This is a genomic window from Pseudomonas sp. ABC1 (genome assembly GCF_013395055.1).
GTDB lineage: Bacteria > Pseudomonadota > Gammaproteobacteria > Pseudomonadales > Pseudomonadaceae > Stutzerimonas.
In genome coordinates this window covers 1,932,545-1,958,954 of record NZ_CP058349.1, presented here as the reverse complement: position 1 = coordinate 1,958,954, position 26,410 = coordinate 1,932,545, and the positions used below count along the sequence as shown (strand labels likewise).

The 26,410-nt window shown below is 66.1% G+C and carries 17 protein-coding genes and 1 pseudogene; 8 read left to right on the top strand and 10 right to left on the bottom strand.

The features are described 5' to 3' along the window. Positions 1–113: 113 nt before the first annotated feature. The 3 genes from gcvP to putA all read right to left on the bottom strand — a co-directional run bounded on the left by gcvP (position 114) and on the right by putA (position 8,688). Entirely contained in the window at positions 114–2,981 is a 2,868-nt protein-coding gene (gcvP, locus tag HW090_RS08570) for an aminomethyl-transferring glycine dehydrogenase (protein ID WP_179113123.1), read from the bottom strand. A 170-nt stretch (positions 2,982–3,151) separates the two neighbouring features. Next, the gene (locus HW090_RS08565) at positions 3,152–4,372 is read right to left on the bottom strand and encodes an acetamidase/formamidase family protein (protein ID WP_256930771.1); all 1,221 of its coding nucleotides are present in this window, start codon (positions 4,370–4,372) and stop codon (positions 3,152–3,154) included. Positions 4,373–4,728: 356 nt separating this feature from the next. Beyond that, positions 4,729–8,688: a trifunctional transcriptional regulator/proline dehydrogenase/L-glutamate gamma-semialdehyde dehydrogenase gene (gene putA / locus HW090_RS08560; protein ID WP_179113121.1), complete on the bottom strand. Its 3,960-nt coding sequence runs from the start codon at positions 8,686–8,688 to the stop codon at positions 4,729–4,731. Between the two features lie 431 nt (positions 8,689–9,119). On the opposite strand from putA, the gene putP reads away from it, so the two are divergent. Further along, complete coding sequence (putP, locus tag HW090_RS08555; RefSeq protein ID WP_179113120.1) at positions 9,120–10,613, top strand: sodium/proline symporter PutP; 1,494 nt, start codon at positions 9,120–9,122, stop codon at positions 10,611–10,613. Between the two features lie 102 nt (positions 10,614–10,715). Next, positions 10,716–10,949: a VF530 family DNA-binding protein gene (locus tag HW090_RS08550; protein ID WP_179113119.1), complete on the top strand. Its 234-nt coding sequence runs from the start codon at positions 10,716–10,718 to the stop codon at positions 10,947–10,949. Here the strand turns inward: HW090_RS08550 and gcvH are convergent, their stop codons facing one another. From gcvH to HW090_RS08530, 4 genes are all read right to left on the bottom strand, one after another. Beyond that, complete coding sequence (gene gcvH / locus HW090_RS08545) at positions 10,950–11,336, bottom strand: glycine cleavage system protein GcvH (RefSeq protein ID WP_179113118.1); 387 nt, start codon at positions 11,334–11,336, stop codon at positions 10,950–10,952. A gap of 40 nt (positions 11,337–11,376) precedes the next feature. After that, positions 11,377–12,462 (bottom strand): glycine cleavage system aminomethyltransferase GcvT, encoded by a 1,086-nt coding sequence (gene gcvT, locus HW090_RS08540; RefSeq protein ID WP_179113117.1) that lies wholly within the window; start codon positions 12,460–12,462, stop codon positions 11,377–11,379. A gap of 208 nt (positions 12,463–12,670) precedes the next feature. Then, positions 12,671–14,332 carry an ABC transporter permease gene (locus HW090_RS08535; RefSeq protein ID WP_373416372.1) on the bottom strand — a complete coding sequence of 554 codons (1,662 nt, stop codon included), beginning with the start codon at positions 14,330–14,332 and terminating at the stop codon, positions 12,671–12,673. 118 nt (positions 14,333–14,450) lie between these two features. Next, the gene (locus HW090_RS08530) at positions 14,451–15,452 is read right to left on the bottom strand and encodes an extracellular solute-binding protein (RefSeq protein ID WP_179113115.1); all 1,002 of its coding nucleotides are present in this window, start codon (positions 15,450–15,452) and stop codon (positions 14,451–14,453) included. A 438-nt stretch (positions 15,453–15,890) separates the two neighbouring features. On the opposite strand from HW090_RS08530, the gene HW090_RS18005 reads away from it, so the two are divergent. The 3 genes and pseudogenes from HW090_RS18005 to HW090_RS08520 all read left to right on the top strand — a co-directional run bounded on the left by HW090_RS18005 (position 15,891) and on the right by HW090_RS08520 (position 17,846). Next, on the top strand, positions 15,891–16,250 hold the full coding sequence (locus HW090_RS18005; protein ID WP_179111545.1) for a hypothetical protein: 360 nt from the start codon (positions 15,891–15,893) through the stop codon (positions 16,248–16,250). A 9-nt stretch (positions 16,251–16,259) separates the two neighbouring features. Next, positions 16,260–16,541: pseudogene (locus HW090_RS18145) on the top strand (PAS domain-containing protein); the annotation flags it as partial. A 261-nt stretch (positions 16,542–16,802) separates the two neighbouring features. Beyond that, positions 16,803–17,846 carry a methyl-accepting chemotaxis protein gene (locus tag HW090_RS08520; protein ID WP_373416391.1) on the top strand — a complete coding sequence of 348 codons (1,044 nt, stop codon included), beginning with the start codon at positions 16,803–16,805 and terminating at the stop codon, positions 17,844–17,846. A 6-nt stretch (positions 17,847–17,852) separates the two neighbouring features. Here the strand turns inward: HW090_RS08520 and HW090_RS08515 are convergent, their stop codons facing one another. The 3 genes from HW090_RS08515 to HW090_RS08505 all read right to left on the bottom strand — a co-directional run bounded on the left by HW090_RS08515 (position 17,853) and on the right by HW090_RS08505 (position 22,534). Further along, complete coding sequence (locus HW090_RS08515; protein ID WP_179113113.1) at positions 17,853–19,082, bottom strand: nucleoside recognition domain-containing protein; 1,230 nt, start codon at positions 19,080–19,082, stop codon at positions 17,853–17,855. A gap of 123 nt (positions 19,083–19,205) precedes the next feature. Next, entirely contained in the window at positions 19,206–19,739 is a 534-nt protein-coding gene (locus tag HW090_RS08510; protein WP_179113112.1) for a GNAT family N-acetyltransferase, read from the bottom strand. An 86-nt stretch (positions 19,740–19,825) separates the two neighbouring features. Continuing rightward, positions 19,826–22,534: a LuxR C-terminal-related transcriptional regulator gene (locus HW090_RS08505; protein WP_256930770.1), complete on the bottom strand. Its 2,709-nt coding sequence runs from the start codon at positions 22,532–22,534 to the stop codon at positions 19,826–19,828. Between the two features lie 326 nt (positions 22,535–22,860). Between HW090_RS08505 and HW090_RS08500 the strand changes: the two genes are divergently transcribed. Genes HW090_RS08500 through HW090_RS08490 form a run of 3 tightly spaced genes read left to right on the top strand, consistent with a single transcriptional unit; the run spans position 22,861 to position 26,404 of the window. Next, positions 22,861–23,823 (top strand): thiamine pyrophosphate-dependent dehydrogenase E1 component subunit alpha, encoded by a 963-nt coding sequence (locus HW090_RS08500; RefSeq protein ID WP_179113110.1) that lies wholly within the window; start codon positions 22,861–22,863, stop codon positions 23,821–23,823. Positions 23,824–23,836: 13 nt separating this feature from the next. Beyond that, a complete protein-coding gene (locus tag HW090_RS08495; protein ID WP_179113109.1) occupies positions 23,837–24,856 on the top strand; it encodes an alpha-ketoacid dehydrogenase subunit beta in 1,020 nt (339 codons plus the stop codon). Positions 24,857–24,859: 3 nt separating this feature from the next. Further along, positions 24,860–26,404, top strand: coding sequence for a 2-oxo acid dehydrogenase subunit E2 (locus HW090_RS08490; protein WP_179113108.1), 1,545 nt, complete (start codon positions 24,860–24,862; stop codon positions 26,402–26,404). Positions 26,405–26,410: the final 6 nt, after the last annotated feature.

Below are 26,410 nucleotides of genomic sequence, written 5' to 3'. Positions count from 1 at the left end.
ATCGCGCTTCACCAGGGTTGGTCTTGCCACGATGGCTCACCTGAGGGGGCAACCAGCGGCAATCCCTTGCCGACCGGCAGGCAAGGGCGGCAATGACTGCCACATGACCTGCCTCAGCTCCGATAATCCCCCAGGGACGCACAGCCACAGAACAGATGTCGGTCGCCATGGGCGTTGTCCACCCGGTTTACCGTCGGCCAGTATTTGTGGGCGCGGGTGAAGGTGGTCGGGGTGACGGCTTCGGCGATGCTGTAGGGGCGTGTCCACGGCGCGGTGATATCGGCCAGGGTGTGCGGGGCGTGCACCAGCGGATTGTTGTCCGCCGGCCAGTCGCCGCGTTCGACCCGGGCGATCTCCTCGCGGATGCCCAGCATCGCCTCGACGAAGCGCTCCAGTTCCTCCAACGATTCGCTCTCGGTCGGTTCGATCATCAGGGTGCCGGGCACCGGGAAGGACATGGTCGGCGCGTGGAAGCCGTAGTCGATCAGGCGCTTGGCCACGTCTTCCTCGTCGATGCCGCTGCTGGCCTTGAGCGGGCGCAGGTCGATGATGCATTCGTGGGCGACCCGTCCGGCATTGCCGCTGTAGAGAATCGGGTAGGCCGCGCCCAGGCGCAGGGCCAGGTAGTTGGCGTTGAGTACCGCGACTTCCGTGGCGGTGCGCAGTTGCGGCCCCATCATGGCGATGTACATCCAACTGATCGGCAGGATGCCAGCGCTGCCCCAGGGTGCAGCGCTGACTGCGCCGTTGCGCGGGTCCGGGCCTTCCAGTTCGACCACCGGGTGATTGGCGACGAACGGCGCCAGGTGCGTCTTGACGCCGATCGGTCCCATGCCCGGCCCGCCGCCGCCATGGGGGATGCAGAAGGTCTTGTGCAGGTTCATGTGCGAGACGTCCGCGCCGAGGTCCGCCGGGCGCGCCAGGCCGACCAGCGCATTGAGGTTGGCGCCGTCCATATAGACCTGTCCACCGAGCGCATGAACCTGCGCGCAGATCTCGCGGATGCCCGCCTCGTAGACGCCGTGGGTCGAAGGGTAGGTGACCATCAGGCAGGCCAGATGCTCGCCGGCCTGCTCGGCCTTGCTCGCCAGGTCGGCGCGGTCGATGTTGCCGGCGCGGTCGCACTCGACCACCACCACCCGCAGCCCGGCCATCTGTGCCGAGGCCGGGTTGGTGCCATGGGCGGAAGCCGGGATCAGGCAGATGTCGCGCTGCCCCTCGCCACGACTGGCGTGGTAGGCGCGGATCGCCAGCAGCCCGGCGTACTCGCCCTGGGCGCCCGAGTTGGGTTGCAGGCTGACACTGTCGAAGCCGCTGATAGCACACAACCAGCGTTGCAGTTCGTCGATCAGCAGGTGGTAGCCACGCGCCTGTTCGCCGGGGGCGAAGGGGTGCAGGTCAGCGAATGCTGGCCAGGTGATCGGCAGCATTTCGCTGCTGGCGTTGAGCTTCATGGTGCAAGAGCCCAGCGGGATCATTGCCTGGTTCAGCGCCAGATCCTTGCTCTCCAATTGCTTGAGGTAGCGCAACATGCGCGTCTCGCTGTGGTGGCGGTTGAACACCGGGTGGACAAGGAACGGGCTGTTGCGTTGCAGGGCTGCAGGAATGCCCAGGTCGTCGCACTCGGCGTCCAGCGTGGCGATGTCCAGGCCGTGGTCGGCACCGAGGAAGATCGCCAGCAACTGTTCGACGGTTCGTTCGTCGCTGGTTTCATCCAGGCTCAAGCCCAGTCGGCCACGGCCAAGGATGCGCAGGTTGATGCGGGCGGCGTGGGCGCTGTCGAGGATCGCCGCCTGGGCACCGCCGACCTCCAGGGTCAGGGTGTCGAAGAAGTGCTGGTTGAGGCGGCGAATGCCACCTTGTTCGAGCGCGTGGGCCAGCAGCGCGGTCAGTCTCTGCACGCGCCGGGCGATGCGTTGCAGACCCTGCGGGCCATGGTAGACGGCATAGAAGGCGGCGATATTGGCCAGCAGCACCTGGGCGGTGCAGATGTTCGAGTTGGCCTTCTCGCGACGGATATGTTGCTCGCGGGTCTGCAACGCCATGCGCAGCGCCGGGTTGCCCCGGGCATCCCGCGACACGCCGATCAGCCGCCCCGGCAGCGAGCGCTTGTAGGACTCGCGGCAGGCGAAGTAGGCCGCATGGGGGCCGCCGTAGCCCATTGGCACGCCGAAGCGCTGGCTCGAACCGAGCACCACGTCGGCGCCCAGTTCGCCGGGCGGCGTCAGCAGCACCAGTGCCAGCAGGTCGGCAGCGACGCAGGCGAGCGCCTGGCGTTGGTGCAGGGCGTCGATGTACGGGCGCAGGTCGTGGATTTCGCCGTGGGTGTCCGGGTATTGCAGCAATGCGCCGAACACTTCCTGCTCGACCAGGCGTTCCAGCGGTCCGCACACCAGTTCGATGCCCAGGCCTTCGGCACGGGTCCGCACCACCGAGAGTGTTTGCGGATGACAGTTCTCGTCGACGAAAAAGCGCCGGCTCGGGTTCTTCGCCACCCGCCGCGCCAGGCTCATGGCTTCCGCCGCCGCCGTGGCTTCGTCCAGCAGTGACGCGTTGGCCAATTCCAGGCCGGTCAGGTCGCAGGTCATCTGCTGGAAGTTGAGCAGCGCCTCCAGCCGCCCCTGCGCCAGCTCCGGCTGGTAGGGCGTATAGGCGGTGTACCAGCCGGGGTTTTCCAGCACGTTACGCAGGATCACCGTTGGCGTGACGGTGCCGTGGTAGCCCATGCCGATCAGGCTGGTCCACACCTGGTTCTGCTCGGCATAGCTCCTCAGGCGCCGTAGCGCGGCCTGTTCGTCCAGCGCAGGTGGCAACTCCAGCGGCGCGTCCAGGCGTATCTCCGGCGGCAGCGCCTGTTCGATCAGCGCCTCACGGCTGTCCAGCCCCAGCGCCGCCAGCATGGTCCGCTGCTCGGCGTCGTCTGGGCCGATATGGCGCTGGAGAAAGGCTTCGGGCTGTTGCAGGCGGATGGCTCGGGACATGGCACGGCTCCAGTGGCGAAAGCGTCGGTGCTTTCAGTGTGGCGCAGGGGGTGGGCTTGTCCATAGACCGATCATTACGGCAGGTGTGCGGCGTGCGTGGGGGCGAGTGGGGAAAGTTCTGCAGCCTGGGTGAAAGGCCGGGGTATCCCCCCGGCCACGCTTATATCGCCTTACTCATCGAACTCGACGAAGTCGGCTTTGCGGATCATCGCGTTGATGCCTTTGGTGCGGTCGACCACCTGGGAAACCTGGAAGTCGGTGGCGGCGCTGAGGTAGGCGTAGGCCAGGGCTTCGTCGATGCCGTACTGCTCTTGCAGGAAGCGGATCGCCTCGCGGGTGGATTTCTTCATGGCCTCGTCGAGGTCTTCATCCAGGCCCAGGGTGACCCAGAACTCATCCGTTTCGCCCATGGGCTGGGCCAGCTTGCTCCCTGGAATATCCTTGCCGCCGCTTTTCAGCAGGGACAGGCGGAGGGTTGCGCGGGCCGAGCCTTCGAGGGCGGTCAGGGCGACTTCGCCATCGCCCTGGACGAAGTGTCCGTCACCGGTATAGAACAGCGCGCCGGGAACCTGGACCGGGAAGTAGGCGACGGTGCCGGCGCCCAGGTCGTTCACGTCGATATTGCCGCCGTAGTGGGCCGGTGGGACCGAATGCACTGGCTGGTCGGTGTCGGCGGCCACGCCCATGATGCCCATGAAGGGTGCGAGCGGGAAACGGATCTTCTTGCCGTTGCCGGCATCCAGTACCCCGACATAACCCTCTTTGCCCGGTTCGATGGGGGTGAAGACCGAGACATTGCCGTAGCGCTCGGGGTGTTTGGCGCTGGCATCGGCCTGGGCGGGTTTTCGCGGCAGTTCGCCGGGCAGGGCGCCCTTGCCGTGGCGGTTGGAGATCACGCCATAGGGGACGCGAGGCTCCACCGCGATGATCTCGACCTTCAGCACATCCCCTGGCTTGGCGCCCTCAATGGCGATGGGGCCGGTGACCACGTGGGGGCCGTCCTTGGAAAAGTCGTGGGCGCGATCCGATGCCGTCAGCTCCACGGCTTCCTTCAATACATGCTCGGGTTTCACGCCTTTCGAGCCGAAGTAGGCGAGTGGGTCGCGTCCCTGGTCTTCGAGGACCCCTTCATGGGAGATGGTGTCCACGGTCACGACGCTGCCCGAGGCAACCGTCAGGACAGGCTTGGCGGTGCGGTTCGGCAGGTAACCCCAGGTGACGTTCTCCAGCGACGACGGCACATAGAAATTGCCGGCATATTTGCCTTGTTCGAGTTTCGTCACCGAGGGGGAAAGGCGTTCGAGTATTTCGAACTGTTGGGATTCGGCATGGACCGCGAGGGCCAGGGGCAGGAGCGAGACGGCCAGCAGCGAGTGGGGCAGTAGACGCATGGGCATTCCTTCTTGAAGTTGTCGTCAGGGATCAGTCAAGGCTATGCAGGACAGTCCGGCAAGGTGCAGACAACATTCGTGCCATCCAGGCATGGGCGGCGATGAGGCGTAGATAGAGGACCATGCGCCCAGCTCGATGAGCGCCATTGCCTTTCTCGGTGTCCAGAACGGATGCGGATGCACTGATATGGTGCGTAATGCTTCGGGCGTTCAGGTGCTTGGAAGGGCCAGGGAGGCAGGGTATGCAGGGCTGTGCCCTGTGTGATGGCAAAAAGATATTGCGTGTGCGGTGATGGACGATGGTCATGCTTCGTTGTGGTTCAGCCCGCCTCTGGGCGAGGCGGGCCGTTTTCCACTCAGCCGATACTCATCAGACTGGCATTGCCCCCCGCGGCGGCGGTGTTGACGCTGACGGCGCGTTCGATCAGCAGGCGTTCCAGGGCGATGTCGGTTTCGCCACGGGACAGGCCCTGGACGCCGACGATCGGGCCGTTGCGGCTGGCGATCTGTTTGCACAGGGCGCGCAGCTGGTCGGAGTCGCCGTGGTGCAGGACGGCGTCGAAAGCCACGTCGTCCTTGCTCCAGTCGGCTACCAGTTGGATATGCACCTGGACTGGCGCCGGCAGCTGGGTGGCGAGTTTTTCCGTCAGTTCGTCGCGTGGCCACAGGGCGTTGCCGCCGACCGCCAGCACCGCTGCCAGTTGCGCGAGCAGGTCCTGCTCGCTGTCGGCCAGGCCCAGTACCCGTTCACGCGGATGCAGGCTGTAGCTGTTGCGCTCGCCGGTCGGGCCGCGCAGTTGCAGCTCGATGCCGCTGGCCGCTTGCGCGGCGAAGCGCTGGCAGAGTTCATCCAGTTCCTGGCGCTGGTTGCCGCGCGTCCATTCGGCGAGGGCCTGCAGGGCCGGGCGTTGGACGTTGGCGCGTTGCTGCTCGAAGGCGTCGCTGTCGATGGCGGACAGGGTGCGGGTGACCGATTCGTGCGGGCGGCTGCCTAGCAGGCGGTACATATACAGCGGGCCACCGGCTTTCGGGCCGGTGCCGGACAGGCCTTCGCCACCGAACGGCTGCACGCCGACCACGGCACCGACGATGTTGCGGTTGACGTAGATGTTGCCGGCATGGGCGCTGCCAACGACCTGGGCGATGGTTTCGTCGATACGCGTGTGCACGCCGAGGGTCAGGCCGTAGCCGGTGGCGTTGATCTGTTCGATCAGTGCACCGAGGTCCTTGCGTTGGTAGCGCACCACATGCAGCACCGGGCCGAACACTTCGCGTTGCAGTTCGTCGAGGCTTTCCAGTTCGATCAGGGTCGGTGTGACGAAGGTGCCGTGGCGGCATTCGTCGGCCTCGGCGCGGGCCACCTGGTAGATATGCCGGCCCTTGGCGCGCATGGCCTGGATATGGCGCTCGATACCTGCCTTGGCTTCGGCGTCGATCACCGGGCCGATGTCCACGCTGAGTTTGTCCGGGTTGCCCAGGCGGCATTCGGCCATGGCGCCCTTGAGCATCTCGATGATGCGCTCGGCGGCGTCCTGCTGCACGCACAGCACGCGCAACGCCGAGCAGCGCTGGCCGGCGCTGTCGAAGGCAGAGGCGACGATGTCGGTGACCACCTGCTCGGCCAGTGCCGAGGAGTCGACGATCATCGCGTTCTGCCCGCCGGTCTCGGCGATCAGCGGGATCGGTCGGCCCTGGGCGTCGAGGCGACCGGCAACGCTGCGCGCAAGAATCTTCGCCACTTCGGTGGAGCCGGTGAACATCACGCCCTTGACCCGCTCGTCGGCGACCAGGCGGGCGCCAACGGTTTCTCCGTCACCCGGCAGCAATTGGACAGCGCCCGCCGGGATGCCTGCCTCCAGCAGCAGGCGTACGGCCTGCGCGGCGACCAGTGGGGTCTGTTCGGCAGGCTTGGCCAGCACGCTGTTGCCTGCGGCGAGTGCTGCGGCCACCTGACCGGTGAAGATCGCCAGCGGGAAGTTCCACGGGCTGATGCACACCACCGGGCCCAGCGGGCGGTGGCTGTCGTTACCGAAGCCGCGCGCCTGGGCGGCGTAGTAGCGCAGGAAGTCGACCGCTTCGCGCACTTCGGCGATGGCGTTGGCGAAGGTCTTGCCGGCTTCGCGCACCAGCAGGCCGATCAATGGCTGTATCTGCGCCTCCATCAGCTCAGCGGCGCGCTCCAGGGCGGCGCCGCGCTCGTCGGCGGGGGTCGCCTGCCAGATGGGCGCACAGTTGAGGGCGTATTGCAGGGCGTCGTCGACATCCTGGGTGCTGGCCTGGCTGACCTGGCCGACGACATCGCGACGGTCCGCCGGGTTGGGCAGCGGGCTGGCGGCACCGGGTGTGGTCGGCTTGGCCAGGATCGGTTCGGCGCGCCAGTCGGCATGGCTGGTGCCCAGCAGGGCGCTGGACAAGGAGCCGAGGCGATGCTCGTTGGACAGGTCGATACCGCTGGAATTGCTGCGGGCATCGCCGTAGAGGTCGCGTGGCAACGGGATACGCGGATGCGCACGGCCCAGGGTGCCTTCCTCGATGGCCAGGGTTTCCACCTGGGCGACCGGGTCGGCGATCAGTTCGTCGATGGACACCGACTGGTCGGCGATGCGGTTGACGAAAGAGGTGTTGGCACCGTTCTCCAGCAGGCGACGCACCAGGTAGGCGAGCAGCGTTTCATGGCTGCCGACCGGCGCGTAGATGCGGCACGGACGGTTCAGCTTGCCATCGGCGACCTTGCCGACCACCTGTTCGTAGAGCGGCTCGCCCATGCCGTGCAGGCACTGGAATTCGTACTGGCCGGGGTAGTAGTTCTGCCCGGCCAACTGGTAGATGGTGGCCAGGGTGTGGGCGTTGTGGGTGGCGAACTGCGGGTAGATCACCTCGGGCACCGCCAGCAGCTTGCGTGCGCAGGCGATGTAGGAGACGTCGGTGTGCACCTTGCGGGTGTAGACCGGGTAGCCCTCCAGGCCGTCGATCTGCGCGCGCTTGATCTCGCTGTCCCAGTAGGCGCCCTTGACCAGGCGGATCATCAGGCGGTGGCGGCTGCGGCGGGCCAGGTCGATGAGGCTGTCGATGACGAACGGGCAGCGCTTCTGGTAGGCCTGGATGACGAAACCGATACCGTTCCAGCCGGCCAGTTGCGGTTCGAAGCAGAGACGTTCGAGCAGGTCCAGCGACAGCTCCAGGCGGTCGGCTTCCTCGGCGTCGATGTTCAGGCCGATGTCGTACTGCCTGGCCAGCAGCGTCAGGTCGCGCAGGCGCGGGTAGAGTTCGTCCATCACGCGCTCGTACTGGGCGCGGCTATAGCGCGGGTGCAGGGCCGAGAGCTTGATCGAGATGCCGGGGCCTTCGTAGATGCCACGGCCGTTGGAGGCCTTGCCGATGGCGTGGATGGCCTGCTCGTAGGAGGCCAGGTAGCGCTGGGCATCATGTTCGGTCAGCGCGGCTTCGCCGAGCATGTCGTAGGAGTAGCGGAAGCCCTTGGTTTCCAGCGAGCGTGCGTTGGCCAGGGCTTCGGCGATGCTCTCGCCGGTGACGAACTGCTCGCCCATCAGGCGCATGGCCATGTCCACGCCCTTGCGGATCAACGGCTCGCCGCTCTTGCCGATGACGCGGTTGAGAGAGCTGGAAAGCCCCGCTTCGTTATGGGTGGAAACCAGCTTGCCGGTCAGCAGCAGGCCCCAGGTGGCGGCGTTGACGAACAGCGAAGGGCTGTTGCCTAGGTGCGGCTGCCAGTTGCCGTGGCTGATCTTGTCGCGGATCAGCGCGTCGCGGGTGCCTTTGTCGGGGATGCGCAGCAGGGCTTCGGCCAGGCACATCAGGGCGACGCCTTCCTGGGACGACAGGGAAAACTCCTGCAGCAGCCCTTGGACGATACCGGCACGGCCGCTGGCCGCTTTCTGGTTGCGCAGGGTGCTGGCGATGCGGTGTGCCAGGGTGTGGCTGGCCTTGGCCTGCTCGGCCGGCAGGCGCGCTTGCTCCAGCAGCATCGACACGGCCTCTTCTTCCGGGCGGCGGTAGGCGCTGGTGATGGCGGCGCGCAGTACCGATTGCGGCAGGACGTTCTCGGCGAATTCGAGGAACGGCTGCAGGGCCGGCTCGCTGAGGGTTTCCAGCGCGTCGCTGTCACCTTCGGCCAGGCGCTCGGCGACGCCTTGCAGTTCGGCCAGGGTGGCACCGCTCTCCAGGGTTTCCAGGTAGGTGTAGATCGCCTGCTTGATCAGCCAGTGCGGGGTGCGGTCGATGGTCTTGGCTGCCTGCTTGAGGCGCTCGCGGGTCGCTTCGTCGAGCTTGACCCCAAGGGTGGTGGTTGTAGCCATGTGGAAATCCTCTTGTACAGGCGCGGCCATCGAAGGCGGTGGCGGAACGGCGCAAAGGTATAGCTGTAATCAATTGGGTGCAACTAGGTGCAACCTTAAAATTTCGGGTAATTGGTCTAATGGATTGCTCTATCGCTATAAATGCACCCTTGTGGTGCGTTTGTGTTGAACCTGCACCGAATGGGCGCCGTATTGACGTGAAGTTGAGGTAATCGACCGTGAGTGCAACTTTTTCATTGTGTTGGGTTGCACCTTGTTGCGATCTTTGAATAGGATTCGCTCTCGCGGTGCAACCTGGCGATGTCCGCGAGTCTGTCTCTGAAAATGATTCCTGCGGCATTGGCATGGGTGTGTTGCCCGCCGCTTTCTGCCGAACGAGCCGGGCCTGGCCTGCCTCTTACATTGACCAATAACAACCATGAGGGGCTTTCATGAGCGCCAATACACCCACCCTGATCACGTTCGTGGTCTACATCCTGGCGATGGTGCTGATCGGCTTCGTTGCCTACCGCGCCACCAATAACTTCTCCGACTATATCCTCGGTGGTCGCAGCCTCGGCAGTTTCGTCACGGCGCTGTCGGCCGGCGCCTCCGACATGAGCGGCTGGCTGCTGATGGGCCTGCCGGGCGCGATCTTCGTCTCCGGGCTGTCCGAAAGCTGGATCGCCATCGGCCTGATCATCGGCGCCTGGCTCAACTGGCTGTTCGTCGCCGGACGGCTGCGGGTGCAGACCGAGCACAACCATAACGCGTTGACCCTGCCGGACTATTTCACCCACCGTTTCGAGGATGGCAGCAAGCTGCTGCGCATCTTCTCGGCGCTGGTGATCTTGGTGTTCTTCACCATCTACAGCGCGTCCGGCGTGGTGGCTGGCGCCCGTCTGTTCGAAGGCACTTTCGGCATTCCCTACGGCATCGCACTGTGGGTGGGGGCTGCGGCGACCATCGCTTATGTATTTATCGGCGGCTTCCTGGCCGTGAGCTGGACCGATACGGTGCAGGCGACGCTGATGATCTTTGCGCTGCTGATCACGCCCGTCTTCGTCATCCTGGCGCTGGGTGACTTCGGCACCGCCCTGGCCACCATCGAGGCGCAATCGGCGTCGAACTTCGACATGTTCAAGGGGCTGGGCTTCGTCGCGGTCGTATCGCTACTGGGCTGGGGATTGGGTTATTTCGGCCAGCCGCACATCCTGGTGCGCTTCATGGCGGCCAGCTCGGTAAAGGCGATCCCGGCAGCACGCCGTATCGGCATGACCTGGATGATCCTGTGCCTGGCGGGCGCGGTGGCGGTTGGTTTCTTTGGCATCGCTTATTTCGCCAACAACCCTGAGCTGGCAGGCCCGGTCAACGAGAATGGCGAGCGGGTATTTATCGAGCTGACCAAGATCCTGTTCAACCCCTGGGTCGCCGGTATCATCCTGTCGGCCATCCTGGCAGCGGTGATGAGTACCCTGAGTTGCCAGTTGCTGGTCTGTTCCAGCGCCTTGACCGAAGACTTCTACAAGGCCTTCCTGCGCAAGAATGCTTCGCAGCGCGAGCAGGTATGGGTCGGTCGGGTGATGGTGCTGCTGGTGGCGGTGGTCGCCATCCTCCTGGCCGCCAACCCCGAGAGCAAGGTGCTGGGGCTGGTGTCCTACGCCTGGGCCGGTTTCGGCGCGGCGTTCGGGCCGGTGGTGCTGTTCTCGCTGCTGTGGAAGCGCACCACGCGCAATGGCGCGCTGACCGGCATGCTGGTCGGTGCGGTGACGGTCATCGTCTGGAAGAACCTGCTGGGCCACCTCGGCCTGTACGAGATCATCCCGGGCTTCCTGTTCGCCAGCATCGCCATCGTCGTGGTCAGCCTGCTCGGCAAGCAGCCTTCGGCGACGATCCAGCAGCGCTTCGATGAGGCAGAGAAGGAATACCGGGACGCGCACATCTGATCGCACCGGCATCATCCGCCACATGAAGAGGCCCGGAGCATTTCCGGGCCTCTTTGCGTGGGCTGGCTGTTAAGCTGGCGAGCCGCCGATCAGGAGTCCGTTATGAGTACCGCGAAAGACCCACTGCATGGTGTCACCCTGCAGGCCATCCTCACCGAACTGCAGGAGCGACTGGGTTGGGACGGCCTGGCCCAGCGTATCGATATCCGTTGCTTCAAGAACGATCCGAGCATCAAGTCGAGCCTGACCTTTCTGCGCAAAACGCCCTGGGCGCGGGAAAAGGTCGAAGCGCTTTACCTGACGATCAAGCGCCAGGGCCTGCAGCGTGTTTCCTGATCAGGCGTCGTCGCTGGCGGTGCGGTAGCCATCGGCGTCCAGCAGGTTCTGCAGTTCGCTGCTGTCGCTGGGCTTGAGGCGGTAGAACCAGGCGCCGTAGGGTTCGGCATTGACTACTTCGGGAGCGTCGGCCAGTTGTTCGTTGATGGCGATCACTTCGCCGGAGACCGGGGCATAGATGTCCGAGGCGGCCTTGACCGACTCCACCACGCCTGCCTGCTGGCCGGCGGCCAGGTGCTGGCCGACCTGCGGCAGTTCGACATAGACCACGTCGCCCAGTGCTTCCTGGGCGTGATCGGAGATGCCGACGCTCACGCTGCCGTCGGCTTCCAGGCGTGCCCACTCGTGGCTGGCGGCGTAACGCAGTTCGCTGGGGATATCGCTCATGGGGGTATTTCCTCGTGGGCAGTCGTTTTGTCGGGGGAATTTACACCAGTACCTTGCCGTGGCGCACGAACGTCGGTTTCACCACGCGCACCGGGTACCATTTGCCGCGAATTTCAACTTCGGCGCGCTCCGCCGTCAGTGCCGGCACTCGGGCGAGGGCGATGGACTTGCCCAGGGTCGGCGAGAAGCTGCCGCTGGTGATCTCGCCGTCGCCGAAGCCGTTGACGCGCACGACCTGATGGGCGCGCAGCACGCCGCGTTCCTCCAGTACCAGGCCGACCAGGCGCGGCGGGCTTTGCAGGGCGTATTTCTGCCGCTCCAGCGCCTCGCGGCCGATGAAGGCGCGCTCCTCAGGCTCCCAGGCCACGGTCCAGCCCATGTTGGCCGAGAGCGGCGAGACGGACTCGTCCATGTCCTGGCCGTAGAGGTTCAGCCCGGCTTCCAGGCGCAGGGTGTCTCGGGCGCCGAGACCGATGGGGGAGATGCCGGCGCCGACCAGTTCGCCGAAGAAATCCGCGACTTCCTCGGCCGGCAGGATGATCTCGATGCCGTCCTCGCCACTGTAGCCGGTACGGGCGACGAACCAGGCGCCTTCACGCCGGCCACTGAAGGGCTTGAGGCCCAGGATCAGTTCGGAGAAGCCCGGCGGCACCAGTTCCGCGGCCTTGGCCCGGGCATGCGGGCCCTGGATCGCGAGGATGGCCAGGTCGGCCTGGTCGATGATCTCCACCGCGAAGCCTTCGGCCTGCTGGCGCATCCAGGCGAGGTCCTTGTCGCGGGTGCTGGCGTTGATCACCAGGCGGTAGTCGTCTCCGGTGAAGTAGACGATCAGGTCGTCGAGGACGCCGCCCTGCTCGTTGAGCATGGCGCTGTAGAGGGCGCGGCCGGGCTCGTCGAGGCGGGCCACGTCGTTGGCCAGCAGGCGCCGCAGGTAGTCGCCGGCCTGCGGGCCGACCACGTCGATGACGTTCATGTGGGAAACGTCGAACACGCCACAGTCGCGTCTCACCTGGTGATGCTCTTCAACCTGCGAGCCGTAGTGCAGCGGCATGTCCCAGCCGCCGAAATCGACCATCTTGGCACCCAGTGCAAGGTGCTGATTGTAGAGCGGTGTACGCTTACCCATGGGTTTCTCCTTCCGGGCCGGCACCCCGTGGGGCGCCTGATGGAGCCATTTCCCAGGTGGGAACGGCTCTTGTTCGATGGCGCGCATTGTAGCGGCAAGGGTGTTACAGGTCACGGAGCCAGGGGTCGCTACCCTGTGTAAGCCTTCCGCCATATTCTGTAATCGAGCCAGCAGGCTGCGTTATCCAGGCGTTCCCGGCGCCTGGTGTTCATTTGCCCGCCGAGCGGCGAATCAGCAGGATCACCGGCAGCAGTCCGACCAGCACCAGGGTCAGCGCTGGCAGCGAGGCGCGTGCCCACTCGCCTTCGCTGGTCATCTCGAAGATGCGCACGGCCAGGGTGTCCCAGCCGAAAGGGCGCATCAGCAGGGTGGCCGGCATTTCCTTGAGGACGTCGACGAAAACCAGCAGGGCCGCGCTCAGCGTGCCTGGCACCAGCAGCGGCAGATAGACGCGCAGGAACAGTGCCATGCCGCCGACGCCAAGGCTGCGCGAGGCTTGCGGCAGCGAGGGGCGGATGCGCGCCAGGGCGTTTTCCAGCGGACCGAAGGCCACGGCCATGAAGCGGATCAGGTAGGCCACCAGCAGGGCGGCCAGGCTGCCCACCAGCAAGGGTTTGCCGGCCCCGCCGAACCAACTGGACACAGGGATCACCAGGTGCCGGTCGAGGTAACTGAAGGCCAGCATGATCGACACCGCCAGCACCGAGCCGGGCAGCGCGTAGCCCAGGTTCGCCAGCCCGACGCTGCTGCGGATCGTACGCGACGTTGCCTGGCGCCGGGCGAACGCCAGCAGCAGCGCCAGGGTTACCGTCAGCAGCGCGGCCATACCGCCAAGGTAGAGGGTGTGCAGGATCAGCGCGACATAGCGCTCGTCCAGGTCGAAGCGTCCGCGCTGCCAGAGCCAGGCTAGCAGTTGCAGCACGGGAATGACGAAAGCGCAGGCGAAGACCAGCAGGCACCAGGCGCTGGCGGCGAAGGCCTTGAAACCGCTCAATGGGTAGAGGGCGCCGCTTCGTGCGCGCTCATTGGCCGGGCGCACGGCGCCCCTGGCGCGGCGTTCGCCGTAGAGCACCAGCATCACCGCGAGCAGCAGCAGGCTGGCCAGTTGGGTGGCGCTGGTCAGGCTGAAAAAGCCGTACCAGGTCTTGTAGATGGCGGTGGTGAAGGTGTCGAAATTGAACACCGAAACCGCGCCGAAGTCGGCCAGGGTTTCCATCAGCGCCAGGGCCAGACCTGCGCCGATGGCGGGCCAGGCCATGGGCAGCGCCACGCGCCAGAAGGCTTGCCAGGGTGTCTGGCCGAGTATCCGTGCCGCTTCCATCAGCCCCTTGCCCTGGGCGATGAAGGCCGAGCGCGCGAGCAGGTAGACGTAGGGGTAGAACACCAGCACCAGCACCAGGATCACGCCTCCGGTGGAGCGTACCCGGGGGAAGCGCAGGCCGCTGCCGAACCATTCCCGCGCCAGGCTCTGCACCGGCCCGGAGAAATCCAGCAAGCCGATGAAGACGAACGCCAGCACATAGGCCGGGATGGCGAAGGGCAGCATCAGCGCCCAGTCCAGCCAGCGCCGGCCGGGGAATTCGCAAAGTGCGGTAAGCCAGGCGAGGCTGACGCCGAGCAGCGTCACGCCGATGGCCACCCCGATCACCAGTGTCAGTGTATTGCCCAGCAGGCGCGTCATCTGGGTTTCCCACAGGTGCTGCCAGATTTCCGGGTCGATGTCGTGCCAACTGAAGGCCAGTACCGTCAGCGGCAGCAATACCAGGGCAGCGATGGCGAATGTGATGGGATACCAGCGGTACTGGGTGGGATGGGACACGCAAGACCTCGACGACGGGCAGAAAAACGCCCCGACGGAGCGGGGCGTCATGGCGCAAGCTTCAAGCCACAGGCTTCAAGCTGCAAGCGAAAAAACGTCCGGGCGCTGTACGCAGCAGAGAGAGCGGCGCCGGTCGTTCAGGTGTGCACCCTACGCTTGCGGCATGCCGTCAGTTCCAGCCGACCCGGTCCATCAGGCGAATGGCTTCGGCCTGGCGCTTGCCGGCGATTTCCACCGGAATGGTGTCGGCCTTGAACTCGCCCCAACTGGCGACTTCGGCGGAAGGCTTGACGTTCGGGTTGGCCGGGAACTCCTTGTTGCCGTCGGCGAAGATGCTCTGCGCCTCGGGGGTGGTCATCCACTCCACCAGCTTCTGTGCGGCTTCCGGGTGCGGCGCGTACTTGGTCAGGCCGATGCCCGACAGGTTGACGTGCACGCCACGGTCCTGCTGGTTCGGCCAGAACAGCTTGGCGCGCAGGTTCGGGTTCTGCTGGTGCAGGCGCCCGTAGTAGTAGGTGTTGACGATGCCGACGTCGCACTGGCCGGCGTCCACCGCGAGGATCACCGCGTTGTCATCGGCGAACACGTCGGTCGCCAGGTTGTTCATCCAGCCCTTGAGGATTTCCTCGGTTTTCTCGGGGCCGTGGGTTTCCAGCAGGGTGGCGGTCAGCGACTGGTTGTAGACCTTCTTGCTGGTGCGCAGGCACAGGCGGCCTTCCCAGTTCTCGTCGGCCAGCGCCTCGTAGGTGCTCAGTTCGCCCGGCTCGACGCGCTCCGGCGAGTAGACGATGGTGCGCGCGCGCAGCGACAAACCAGTCCAGGCGCCGGTGGAGGAGCGGTATTGCGGCGGAATGTCGGCTTCGACGATGCTCGACTTCAGCGGTTGCAGGATGCCCATCTGCTCGGCACGCCAGAGGTTGCCGCCGTCCACGGTGATCAGCAGGTCGGCCGGCGTGTTCTCGCCTTCGGCCTTGATCCTGGCCATCAGCGGGGCTTCGTTGTCGGTGATGAATTTCACCTTGACCCCGGTCTTCTTGGTGTAGGCATCGAAAACCGGCTTGATCAGCTCATCGATCCGCGAGGAGTAGACGACGACCTCGTCGGCCGCCTGCGCCGCACCGGCCAGGGTCGACAGGGAGAATGCTGCCAATAGCCATTTGCTTGCCCGCATGGGAAACGCCTCTGGTATGAAAACGGAAGTGCGATGGTAGTGAGTCTCATCTTCCAGTTCAACGCGGCATTGCCCATGGCGGTTACCGGATATTGCGTCCAGCCAGGGCGGGTGGGCCGTGGGGCCTGTGCTTGTTGATATGCATCAAGGTAAACGCTTTACGCTCTTGTTCGCCAAACGACGTAGAGGCAAACTGCCATCAGTTTCGTTCAAACGAAAGACGCTTTAGCGCTCGGGGCATATGGACCTGATAGATAAGGCACCTTCCGGCTCCTTCCATGGCAGGCCGGACGGTGCCTTTTTTGTGGGCTGTCATCTTTTGCAGCCACCAGGCAGGCCATGATCGGTGCGGTGTCGAAAGTTGCCTGAGGGCAGCGCTTGGCGTCCACCCCATCTTCGGTATTTCGCTATTGACCACCATTGGCCAACGAGAAAGCGATGACTGACTCTTCGAACAGACACACGGCACCTTGCCTGGTGCTGGTGACGGGCCTCCCCGAATGCGTCGAGCATCTGCGCGAGCGGCTGGGCATGCTCGACCTGGGCTTCGACGTCATCGTCAATCCGCCCGGACACTTCACCCACGAGGCCTTGAGCGAAGCCATGCAGATGCGGGCGGCGCTGGTCCATACCGTTCAGGTGCTGGAGCGCACGCGGGGTTCTTTCAAGTCCAGGGAGTTGGGACTGCTGCGGCGCAAATTGCTCGGTTTGCTGGAAGTGACCGGCGAACCCGCGCGCCAGCAGGACGAATCCCGGCGCGACCGAGTGAGCGGCCCCTGCAACCCCCTACCGGAATGATCGCCCCCGATGCGAACCAACCTGCCCGTCAGCGGCCATGAAGTGAGCGTGAGCGAGACGGACAACATCCTCTCGACCACCGACCTGAAAGGCCGCATCACCTACGCCAACGACGACTTCATCCGTATTTCCGGCTTCACGCAGGAGGAGCTGCTCGGGCAGCCGCACAATGTCGTGCGTCACCCCGACATGCCTGCCGAGGCGTTCGCCGACCTGTGGAACAGCATGCGCGAGCGTCGTAGCTGGATGGGGTTGGTGAAAAATCGCTGCAAGAACGGCGATCACTACTGGGTCCGTGCCTATGTGACGCCCGTGAGCCGGGACGGTCAGGTGGTGGAGTACCAGTCGGTGCGCACGCGGCCCGAGCCGGCGCAGGTGCGGGCAGCCGAAGCGCTGTATGCGCGGCTGCGCTCGGGGCGTCTGCCGCGATCCCTGACGGCTCGGCCTTTGGGCATCGGCGCGCGGGCCGCGCTGTTGTGTGTTGCCAATGTCGCTGTCGTTGGCCTGCTGGGCGTGCTGGCAGGCCAGCTGAGCTGGAGCGCCGCCCTGGTCATGACGCTGGCGGCCGGCCTGGGGATGGCGGCCTGTCTGCGCTCGCTGTTCACGCCACTGCGGCGTCTGGCCGGACGGGCGCGGCGTGTCGGCGACAATCCGGTGGGGCAACTGGTGTTCAGCGGGCGCCGCGACGAACTGGGGCAGATCGCGCTGGCCATGGACATGCTCGAAGCCGAGGCGGGTGCGGTCGTCGGGCGTATCGCCGACTCGTCCCGGCAGCTCAGCCGGCATGCCTGTGAGTTGAGCCAGGCGCTGGAGGAAAGCAACAGGAGCGCGGCGCGCCAGCAGCAGGAAACCGAGCGTGTCGCCACCGCCATCGAGCAGATGGCTGCCAGCGTGCAGGAGGTGGCGGCCAATGCCCAGCTCACCGCGCAGAGCACGCTCGCCGCCGACCAGGAAGCCGCCAGCGGCCGGCTGCGGGTTGGCGATACCGAGCAGAGCATCGTGCGCCTGTCGGATGAGATACAGCTCACCGCCGAGGCCATCCAGCGACTGGATGAACACAGCCAGGACATCAGCCGGGTGCTGGAGGTGATCAGCGACATCGCCGGGCAGACCAACCTGCTGGCATTGAACGCCGCCATCGAAGCGGCCCGAGCCGGCGAGCAGGGACGAGGTTTTGCCGTGGTCGCCGACGAGGTGCGCGGTCTGGCTTCGCGTACCCAGCGTTCGACGGCGGATATCCAGGCGATGGTCAGCACCTTGCAGAATGGCGCCCGGCAGGCAGTGGAAATGATGCAGCGCAGTCGCAGCCAGGCGCAGGACAGCGTCAGCCACGCCGGCGATGCCGAGCAGTCATTGCATTGCATCAACCAGCGGGTGCGCGAAATCAGCGACATGAGCAGCCAGATCGCACAGGCGGTGGAAGAGCAGAGCAGCGTCAGCGAGGACATCAGCCAGAGCGTGTCGAGCATCCGCGACAGTTCGGAACAGCACCTTGCCGCCAGCCAGGAAAGCCGCAGCCATGCCACCGGGGTGGCAGAGCTGGCGGAGGGGCTGCAGGAGCTGGCGCAGCAGTTCTGGCAGCGCCGGCGTACCTGATCCGACTCAGCCGAAGAACCAGTAGCAGACGCCGATCGAGGCGACCACGCCGGCGAAGTCCGCCAGCAGCGCGCAGCCGACCGCGTGGCGGGCGCGCTGGATACCGACCGCGCCGAAGTACACGGCCAGCACGTAGAAGGTGGTCTCGGTGCTGCCCTGCACGGTGGCTGCCACCAGTGCCGGGAAGCTGTCCACGCCGTGGGTCTGCATGGTCTCGATCAGCATCGCCCGTGCGCCGCTGCCGGAGAACGGCTTGACCAGCGCAGTGGGCAGCGCCTCGACGAAGCGGCTGTCCCAGCCCAGCGCCTCGACCAGCCAGCGGATACCGTCCAGGCCGAACTCCAGCGCCCCGGAGGCGCGCAGCACGCCGACCGCGCAGAGCATCGCCACCAGGTACGGCAGCAGGCTCTTGGCGACATCGAAACCTTCCTTGGCGCCTTCCACGAAGCTTTCGTAGACCGGCACCTTGCGCAGTGCCCCGACGCCGACGAAGGTCAGGATCAGGCCGAACAGCGTCAGGTTGCCCAGCAACGACGACAGTTGCGCCAGCGCCGCCGCCGACAGGCTGGCCAGCAACGCCATGAAGGCGCCCAGCAGCAGGGCGCCGGGGATCAGGTAGGCGAGCACCACCGGGTCCCACAGGTGCAGGCGCTGCACCAGCGCCACCGACAGCAGCCCGGCCAGGGACGAGGCGGAGGTGGCCAGCAGGATCGGCAGAAACACCAGGGTCGGGTCTTCCGCGCCCTGTTGCACGCGGTACATGAAGATCGACACCGGCAGCAGGGTCAGCGACGAGGCGTTGAGCACCAGGAACAGGATCTGTGCATTGCTGGCGGTGGTGCTGCTCGGGTTGAGGTCCTGCAAGGCGCGCATGGCCTTCAGGCCGATGGGCGTGGCGGCGTTGTCCAGGCCCAGGCCGTTGGCGGCGAAGTTCAGGGTGATCAGCCCCAGCGCCGGGTGTCCCGGCGGCACCTCGGGCATCAGGCGATGGAACAGCGGCCCCAGCAGGCGGGCCAGCAGGTCGACCAGACCGGCCTTCTCGGCGATACGCAGGAAGCCCAGCCAGAGTGTCAGGGTGCCGAACAGCAGCACCATCACTTCCACCGACAGGCGAGCCATGGCGAACAGGCTTTCCACCAGTGCGGCGAACACCTGGGGGTCGCCGCCGATCAGCCAGCGCGACAGCGCCGCCACCGCAGCGATCAGGAAAAAGCCCAGCCAGAGGCCGTTGAGCATGGGGTCTACCTCGGAGTCCGTGGAGCGGAGCGAAAGCCGCGATGATAAAGGTCCCGGGCGGGGAGGGCCATGCTGGCGATGTTTGGGTTTTTTGCTGACACACGCGGCAGAGGGCGGGTCCAGTCACTGCATCTGGAGTGTCGTCTGTATGCCAATCGCTCGCGTTGCCAGATCCCTCTGCATATGCGTCGTCCGCCATGCGGGGTCGTCTTCCACCTCGGTGATGCGAAAGCCCTGCCGCTCCCAGAAGGCGATGGCACCGGGCAGGAAGGGGTGGGTGTGCAGGTAGAGCATCTGTACCTGATCGGTGCTGGCGTGCGCCTCCAGCGCCTGGTACAGCCTGGCGGCCAGGCCGGTGCGGCGGTAGGCGGGGAGGACGAACAGGCGGACGATTTCCACCACGCGCAGGCCGGGGTAGGGGTGGTTCGGGAAGCGTCGGTCGTAGGGCAGATAGCCGATGCAGGCGACGATGCGCGTGCCGTCGCGGGCGACCAGGAAGCGGCCGCCCTGTGCGGGTGTGTAGTGCCGCGGGAAATCTTCCAGATCGGCGGGTATGGGGCGGTCGTGCAGCTTGGGAAACAGTTCGGCCCGTGCTTGCAGGATGAACGCCAGGGTTTCGGCGACCTGATGTGGGGGGATGTCGGTGATTTCGATCATCTGTCGAACCTGGGTGGACGCCAATCGCATGAAGTCGTTATTCCCTCTCCCCGGCCCTCTCCCGCAAGCGGGAGAGGGGGTAAAAGCTACCCCAGCAGGCTCAGTTCCCGTGCGCGGCTCATGGCCTGGGTGCGGCTGGTGACGTTGAGTTTGCCGTAGATGTTCTTCAGGTGCCATTTCACGGTTTCCGTGGAGATGTCCAGGCTGCGGGCGATTTCCTTGTTCGATTGGCCTTCGGCGATCAGCCGCAGTGCCTGGCTCTCCCGTTCGCTGAGGCCGAGGCGGGTGGCGGGTGAGTGAAGGCGTGAGGGCTCGTCGCCGGCGGGATGGTTCTCCAGCAGGTGCGCCAGGGTGGCGGTGGCTTCGTGGCGTGCCGGGAGTTTTTTCTGCAGGCAGGTGAGCAGGGGCAGCAGGTCGTCGCCGGCATCCAGCAGGCTGCGCTGGAGGCGTTGCTGGCTGGCCAGTTGCAGGACCGGTTGCAGGGTCGCGCAGGCCTTGTCGGTCTCGCCGGCCTGCCACAGTGCTTGCGCCCAGAGTACGCGCAGGCGTGCGGCGGCGAGGCGGTCGTGGCGGTTTTCCTGTTCGGCGACCAGGCGCCCCAGCAGTTTGCCGGCCTGCGCGCCCTGGCCGCTGGCCAGTGCCAGGCGGCAGCGGCTGACGGCCGCATGCTGGGCGATGGCGCGCTGGCAAGGGTGCGGGCTGTCGACCTGCGCCTGTGGTGCCAGCCGTTCGAGCTGTTGCTGCAATTGCTCGGCGCCCGGCCGGTCGTTGCGCAGCAGGCGCAGTCGTACCTGCTCGGCCAGCAGCAGCGCCTGCAAGCGCTGCCAGCGGCGCGCGATGGCCAGTTGCTGGGCGTGCTCCAGCAGGTGTTCCGCCTGCTGCGGGGCACCGTCGCGCAGGGCCTTGCGCGCCAGGCTGACGTAGCAGCGGCGCAGGCCGTCGGGTGGGCTGAAACGGTCGATCTGGTCGAGCTTGTCCGCCAGCAGGTGGTCGAGCAGGTCGTCTTCACCGCGTTCATAGGCGATTTCCGCCAGCAGCGGCGCGAGGGTGGCGCCGCTGCTGGACTGCGGGCCGGTGTAGCGCTCGGCTTGCAGCAACGCCTGGCGCGCGTGCTGTTCGGCCTCGTCGAGGTCGCCCTGGCACAGGTGGCTCTGGGCGATGATGAAGGCGCGGTAGACCGAGACGAACAGGTTGTCCAGCGGGGCGTCCGGGCTGGGCATGTGCCGTTGCACCGCCAGTGCGTCGGCATAGCGTTGGTCGACCACATGGCAGTAGCTGAGGATGTTGCACACCAGCCCGTCGACCCAGGTGTCGCCACAGGGCACTTCCTGCAACAGCGGCTCGACCATGGCCAGGCTGTCGGGGATGTTTTCGGCGAACGCCTCGCAGATGGCGCGCACCACCCGCAGCTTGACCCAGGTGCTGCGGCGCAGGCCGGAGCGGTGGTCGGCCACCAGTTGGTCGAGGTTGTCGAGCAGTTGGCGTGATTCGTCGAAGCGGAAGTAGTGCGCCAGTGCCCAGGCCAGGTTGAGTTGCAGGTCGATGCGCGAAGGGTCGAGGCTGAGTGGCAGGTGGTGCATCCAGTGCACCAGGGTGCCGATGTCACCTTCCTCGGCCAGCGATTGCGCGCTTGCGCCATCCTGCCCAGGACTGCCGACCGGCTTGCCCGCCGCCAGCGCGTGACGCACCGCCTCGGCCCACAGGCGCTGTTCGACGAACCAGCCACTGGCGCGTTCGTGCAGTTGCTTGATGTCGATCTCGGCGCAGCGGCGCAATCGGCTGCCGAGGGTTTCCCTCAGCAACGGGTGGTAGCGGAACCACGCGCCATGCTCGTCGAGGGCGGACAGGAACAGGTTGCGCTGCTCGATCCACTCCAGCATGGCCTCGCCGTCGTCGCGGCCGGTGACGGCGTTGCACAAGCCCGCGTGCAGGCGTCCGAGGATGGAGGTGCGCAGCAGGAAATCGAAGACCTCGACCGGCAGTGGATCGAACACCACTTCCTTGAGGTAGCGGGTGATGGCGCGGGTGCCGCCGCGCAGGTTGTCGATCAGTTGTCCGGGGTCGTCGCGCAGGCCGGGCGACAGCGAGGCGATCTTCATCCCGGCGATCCAGCCTTCGGTCAGCGACAGCAGGCGCTGGGTGTCCTGGCCGCTGAGGGGGACGGCGACCGTCTCGTTGAAGTAGCCGCGCGCCTCTTCGAGGGTGAAGCGCAGGTCCTGGTCGCCGACCTCCACCAACTGGTCCTGGGCCTGCAGACGGCTCAGTGCCAGGCGCGGACGGAAGCGGCTGCCGATGATCAGGTGCAGTGCCGGCGGCGCATGGGCGAGCAGGTGGCCGAGGGCGTCGTGGACGCCACGGTCGTCGATGACATGGAAGTCGTCGATGATCAGGAACAGGTCGTGGGGGCAGTCGTGCAACTGGTTGATCAGCTCGGTGAGCAGTTGCTGCGGGCTGGTGGGCGTGTGCTCCTCCAGGCGCTGCCAGAAGTCGGCGTCCCAGCCCTGGTAGAGCGGGCGCAAGGCGTGCAGCAGGTAGGGCAGGAACTGCCAGGGGTTGTCGTCGTCCTCGTCGAGGCTGAGCCAGGCGACGCTTTCGCCCTGTTCGGCCAGGCAATGGTGCCACTGCGCCAATAGAGTGGTCTTGCCGAAGCCGGCGCCCGCGCTGACCAGCGCCAGGCGCCGCAGGCGTACCCGGTCGAGCTGTTCGAGCAGGCGCGGGCGTTGCAGCAGCACGCCGGGGGAACGCGGCGGGACGAACTTGGTGAGAATCAGCGGCAAGCCCCGGGTCAGGCGCAAGGGCCCCGATGCCAGGGGTGCTGATTGGGGACGTGTCGGGTGCGGGCGCTTCATCCGCGTCTGGCCCTCTGCTTTTTTGGCTTGTTCTTGTTGTATCCCAGTGCCGGGTGGGTTGCCAGGGGCGTGCCGCGCTAGAGCGGTCGAACCTGCCTATGCACTGATCTGGCGCATAAGAATATACCCACCCGCCGCGCATCAGCCCCCCCATCCGGGTGGTTTCGCCGACTTCGGGTATGCCCGTACCGTTTTCGTGGGTAAGGCGCGATTCGCCACTCGCCAGCCCGGCGAAAGGCTCCCGCCAGTCCAATCAGATCGAGGACGGTTAGATGACGCTAAGCAAACAACAATTGCTGCAAGCCTACCGGAAGATGCGCGAAATCCGTGCATTCGAGGAGCGCCTGCACCAGGAAAACACCAGCGGCGATATTCCCGGATTCATTCACCTGTACACCGGTGAGGAGGCGATCGCGGTCGGGGTCTGCGAGAACCTGACGGACTCCGACTACATCGGTTCCACCCACCGTGGCCACGGCCACTGCATCGCCAAGGGCTGCGATATCCACGGCATGATGGCCGAGATCTTCGGCAAGGACAGCGGCTTGTGCCGGGGCAAGGGCGGCTCGATGCACATCGCCGACCTGTCCAAGGGCATGCTCGGCGCCAATGCCATCGTCGGCGGTGCGCCACCCCTGGCCATCGGCGCCGCGCTGACCGCCAAGACGCTGAAGACCGGCGGTGTCGGCGTGTCCTTCACCGGCGACGGCGGCTCCAACCAGGGCCTGGTATTCGAGGCCATCAATATGGCGGTGGTGCTGCAACTGCCGGCCGTCTTCATCTTCGAGAACAACGGCTACGGCGAGGCCACCGGGCATGACTACGCGGTTGGCGGGCGTGACATCGCCAAGCGTGCCGCCGGCTTCGGCCTGCCGGCGGTGACGGTCGACGGCACCGATTTCTTCGCCGTCTACGAAGCCACCGCCGAGGCGGTCAAGCGCGCCCGTGAAGGCGGCGGCCCGAGCGTGATCGAGGCCAAGGCCTTCCGCTGGCACGGTCACTTCGAAGGCGACCCGGCGCTGTACCGCGCCGAGGGTGAGGTGCAACGCCTGCGTGAGCAGCACGACCCGCTGAAAATCTTCGCGGCCAAGGTCAAGAAACAGATCACCCAGAAAGAACTGGCGGCGATCGACGCAGAGGTCGAGGCGCAGGTCGACGACGCCGTGGCGCAAGCCCGTGCCGCCGCCTACCCGGCCCCGGAAAGCCTGCTGACCGACGTCTACGTGTCCTATTGAGGGTGATAACAACATGGCTATAAAAACCTATCGTGAAGCGGTCAAGGAAGCCCTGGCCCAGGAAATGGAACGCGACGAGCGCGTGGTGCTGATCGGCGAAGACCTGCGTGGCGGCCACGGCGGCAATGCCCCGGAAGAAGCCCGTGTGGAAGCGTTCGGCGGCGTGCTCGGGGTGACCAAGGGCTTGTGGACGCAGTTCGGTTCCGACCGTGTGATCGACACGCCGATCACCGAGTCGGCGATCATCGGCATGGCCGCTGGCGCCGCGGCCACCGGCCTGCGCCCGGTGGCCGAACTGATGTTCATGGACTTCTTCGGCGTCAGCCACGACGCGCTGTACAACCAGGCGGCCAAGTTCCGCTATATGTTCGGCGGCAAGGCCAAGGCGCCACTGGTGATGCGCGGCATGATCGGCGCCGGCTTCTCGGCGGCGGCGCAGCACTCGCAGTCGCCCTACAACATCTTCGCCACCACGCCGGGGTTGAAGGTGGTGGTGCCGTCCACGCCCTACGACGTCAAGGGCCTGCTGATCCAGTCGATCCGCGACGACGATCCGGTGGTGTTCTGCGAACACAAGATGCTCTACGACCTCAAGGGCGAGGTGCCGGAAGGCATCTACACCATCCCGCTGGGGGTGGCCAACTACACCCGCGAAGGCGAGGACGTGACCATCATTGCCCTGTCGGCGATGGTGCACAAAGCCAACCAGGTGGCCGACAAACTGGCCAAGGAAGGCATCTCGGTGGAAGTGGTCGACCCGCGCACCATTTCGCCGCTGGACGAGGAGGGCATCCTCGAGTCGGTGGCCTCCACCGGTCGCGTAGTGATCGTCGACGAATCGGCGGCGCGCTTCGGCTTCGCCCATGACGTGGCGGCGCTGATCGCCTCCCAGGCGTTCCACTTCCTCAAGGCGCCGGTGGCCCTGGTCACGCCGCCACACACCCCGGTGCCGTTCTCGCCGGCCCTGGAAAAACTCTGGATTCCCAGTGTCGAGCGCATCGAGGCCGCTGTCCGCCAAGTGCTGGAGGATTGAGCCATGAGCGATATCAAGACGCTTGAAATGCCCAAGTGGGGCCTTTCCATGGAGGAAGGCACGCTCTCGCAATGGCACGTCCAAGTGGGCGACAGTTTTGCCAAGGGCCAGGAAATCTGCGAGATCGAGACCAGCAAGATTTCCAACGTGTTCGAAGCGCCGTTCGCCGGTACCCTGCGCCGGGTGATCGCCCACCAGGGCGATACCTTGCCGGTGGGGGCGGTGCTGGCGCTGGTGGCCGAGGCGTCGGTCAGCGACGCTGAACTGGATGCTTTCGCCGCCAGCCTGGGTGCGGCGGCGCCAGCGGCTCCCTCGGCGCAACCTGCCGAGGCGCCGGTCGCCGTGGCGAGCGCCCCGGCACCTGCTCCCGTTGCCAGTGCGGCTCCTCCGGTCGCGGCGGTGCCTGCCGCTCCAGTCAAACCGGCGACCCCAGCGGGCCAGACCCAGGTGCCGGCCAGCTTGCAAGGCAGCACCGATGCCGCCCAGGTCAAGGCCACGCCCCATGCTTTGCGCCAGGCCGAGCGCCTCGGTGTCGATCTGGGCAAGGTCAGCGGCAGTGGCCGCGAAGGCCGAGTCTCGGTGGCTGACCTGGAGCGTGCCATCGTTGCCGCCGGTGGCCGTGTCGCAGCGCCCGCCTTGCCGACGCGCTCCGGCAAGGCACCGCGCTCGCTCGCCGATGACAGCCAGGTGCCTGCCACACCGCTGGCGCGCCGGCTGGCCGCCCAACTGGGCATCAACCTGCACGATTGCCGCGCCAGTGGTTCGCGTGGCCGGGTGAGCCGTGACGACGTGCAGGCCGCTGCGCTGCTGCGCGACGGGCCGCAACGGGTCGAGGTTGTCGCTGCCGAAGCCGCGGCGCCGGTCTTCGAGAACCTGCCGATGTCCGGCATGCGCCGCGCCATTGCTGCGCGTCTGCAGGAGTCCAAGCGCAACTCGCCGCACTTCCGCCTGACCGTCGACCTCGACCTGGAGCGCCTGCTGGCGCTGCGCCAGGAGATCAACGCCGGTGTGCCCAGCGTCAAGGTCTCGGTCAACGACCTGCTGGTCAAGGCCTGTGCCCAGGCGCTGGTGGCCGTGCCGGATGTCAACGTGCAGTTCGATGAGGCCAGCCAGAGCATTCGCCGTTTCACCGATGCCGATATCTCGGTGGCGGTGGCGCTGCCGACCGGGCTGATCACGCCGATCGTGCGGGGGGCCAACCGAAAGTCGGTCAGCGAGGTGTCGCGGGAAATCCACGCGCTGGTGACCAAGGCCAAGGCCGGCACGCTCAAGCCCGAGGAGTTCCAGGGCGGTACCTTCAGCATTTCCAACCTGGGCATGCTCGGCGTGCGCCAGTTCGACGCCATCATCAACCCGCCGCAGGGCGCGATCCTCGCGGTCGGCGCCGGCGAGGCGCGGGCGGTGGTGCGTGATGGACAGATCGTGGCGCGCCAGCAACTGACGGTGTCGCTGTCCTGTGACCACCGGGTGATCGACGGGGCGCTGGGCGCGGTCTTCCTCAAGGAACTCAAGCGCCTGGTGGAAACGCCGAGCCTGATGCTGGTCTAGGAGCCG

Excerpts from the sequence above, each read along its gene's own strand:
- gcvP (WP_179113123.1), bottom strand. The coding sequence starts at position 2,981 with ATGTCCCGAGCCATCCGCCTGCAACAGCCCGAAGCCTTTCTCCAGCGC.
- HW090_RS08565 (WP_256930771.1), bottom strand. The coding sequence starts at position 4,372 with ATGCGTCTACTGCCCCACTCGCTGCTGGCCGTCTCGCTCCTGCCCCTG.
- putA (WP_179113121.1), bottom strand. The coding sequence starts at position 8,688 with ATGGCTACAACCACCACCCTTGGGGTCAAGCTCGACGAAGCGACCCGC.
- putP (WP_179113120.1), top strand. The coding sequence starts at position 9,120 with ATGAGCGCCAATACACCCACCCTGATCACGTTCGTGGTCTACATCCTG.
- HW090_RS08550 (WP_179113119.1), top strand. The coding sequence starts at position 10,716 with ATGAGTACCGCGAAAGACCCACTGCATGGTGTCACCCTGCAGGCCATC.
- gcvH (WP_179113118.1), bottom strand. The coding sequence starts at position 11,336 with ATGAGCGATATCCCCAGCGAACTGCGTTACGCCGCCAGCCACGAGTGG.
- gcvT (WP_179113117.1), bottom strand. The coding sequence starts at position 12,462 with ATGGGTAAGCGTACACCGCTCTACAATCAGCACCTTGCACTGGGTGCC.
- HW090_RS08535 (WP_373416372.1), bottom strand. The coding sequence starts at position 14,332 with ATGACGCCCCGCTCCGTCGGGGCGTTTTTCTGCCCGTCGTCGAGGTCT.
- HW090_RS08530 (WP_179113115.1), bottom strand. The coding sequence starts at position 15,452 with ATGCGGGCAAGCAAATGGCTATTGGCAGCATTCTCCCTGTCGACCCTG.
- HW090_RS18005 (WP_179111545.1), top strand. The coding sequence starts at position 15,891 with ATGACTGACTCTTCGAACAGACACACGGCACCTTGCCTGGTGCTGGTG.
- HW090_RS08520 (WP_373416391.1), top strand. The coding sequence starts at position 16,803 with ATGACGCTGGCGGCCGGCCTGGGGATGGCGGCCTGTCTGCGCTCGCTG.
- HW090_RS08515 (WP_179113113.1), bottom strand. The coding sequence starts at position 19,082 with ATGCTCAACGGCCTCTGGCTGGGCTTTTTCCTGATCGCTGCGGTGGCG.
- HW090_RS08510 (WP_179113112.1), bottom strand. The coding sequence starts at position 19,739 with ATGATCGAAATCACCGACATCCCCCCACATCAGGTCGCCGAAACCCTG.
- HW090_RS08500 (WP_179113110.1), top strand. The coding sequence starts at position 22,861 with ATGACGCTAAGCAAACAACAATTGCTGCAAGCCTACCGGAAGATGCGC.
- HW090_RS08495 (WP_179113109.1), top strand. The coding sequence starts at position 23,837 with ATGGCTATAAAAACCTATCGTGAAGCGGTCAAGGAAGCCCTGGCCCAG.
- HW090_RS08490 (WP_179113108.1), top strand. The coding sequence starts at position 24,860 with ATGAGCGATATCAAGACGCTTGAAATGCCCAAGTGGGGCCTTTCCATG.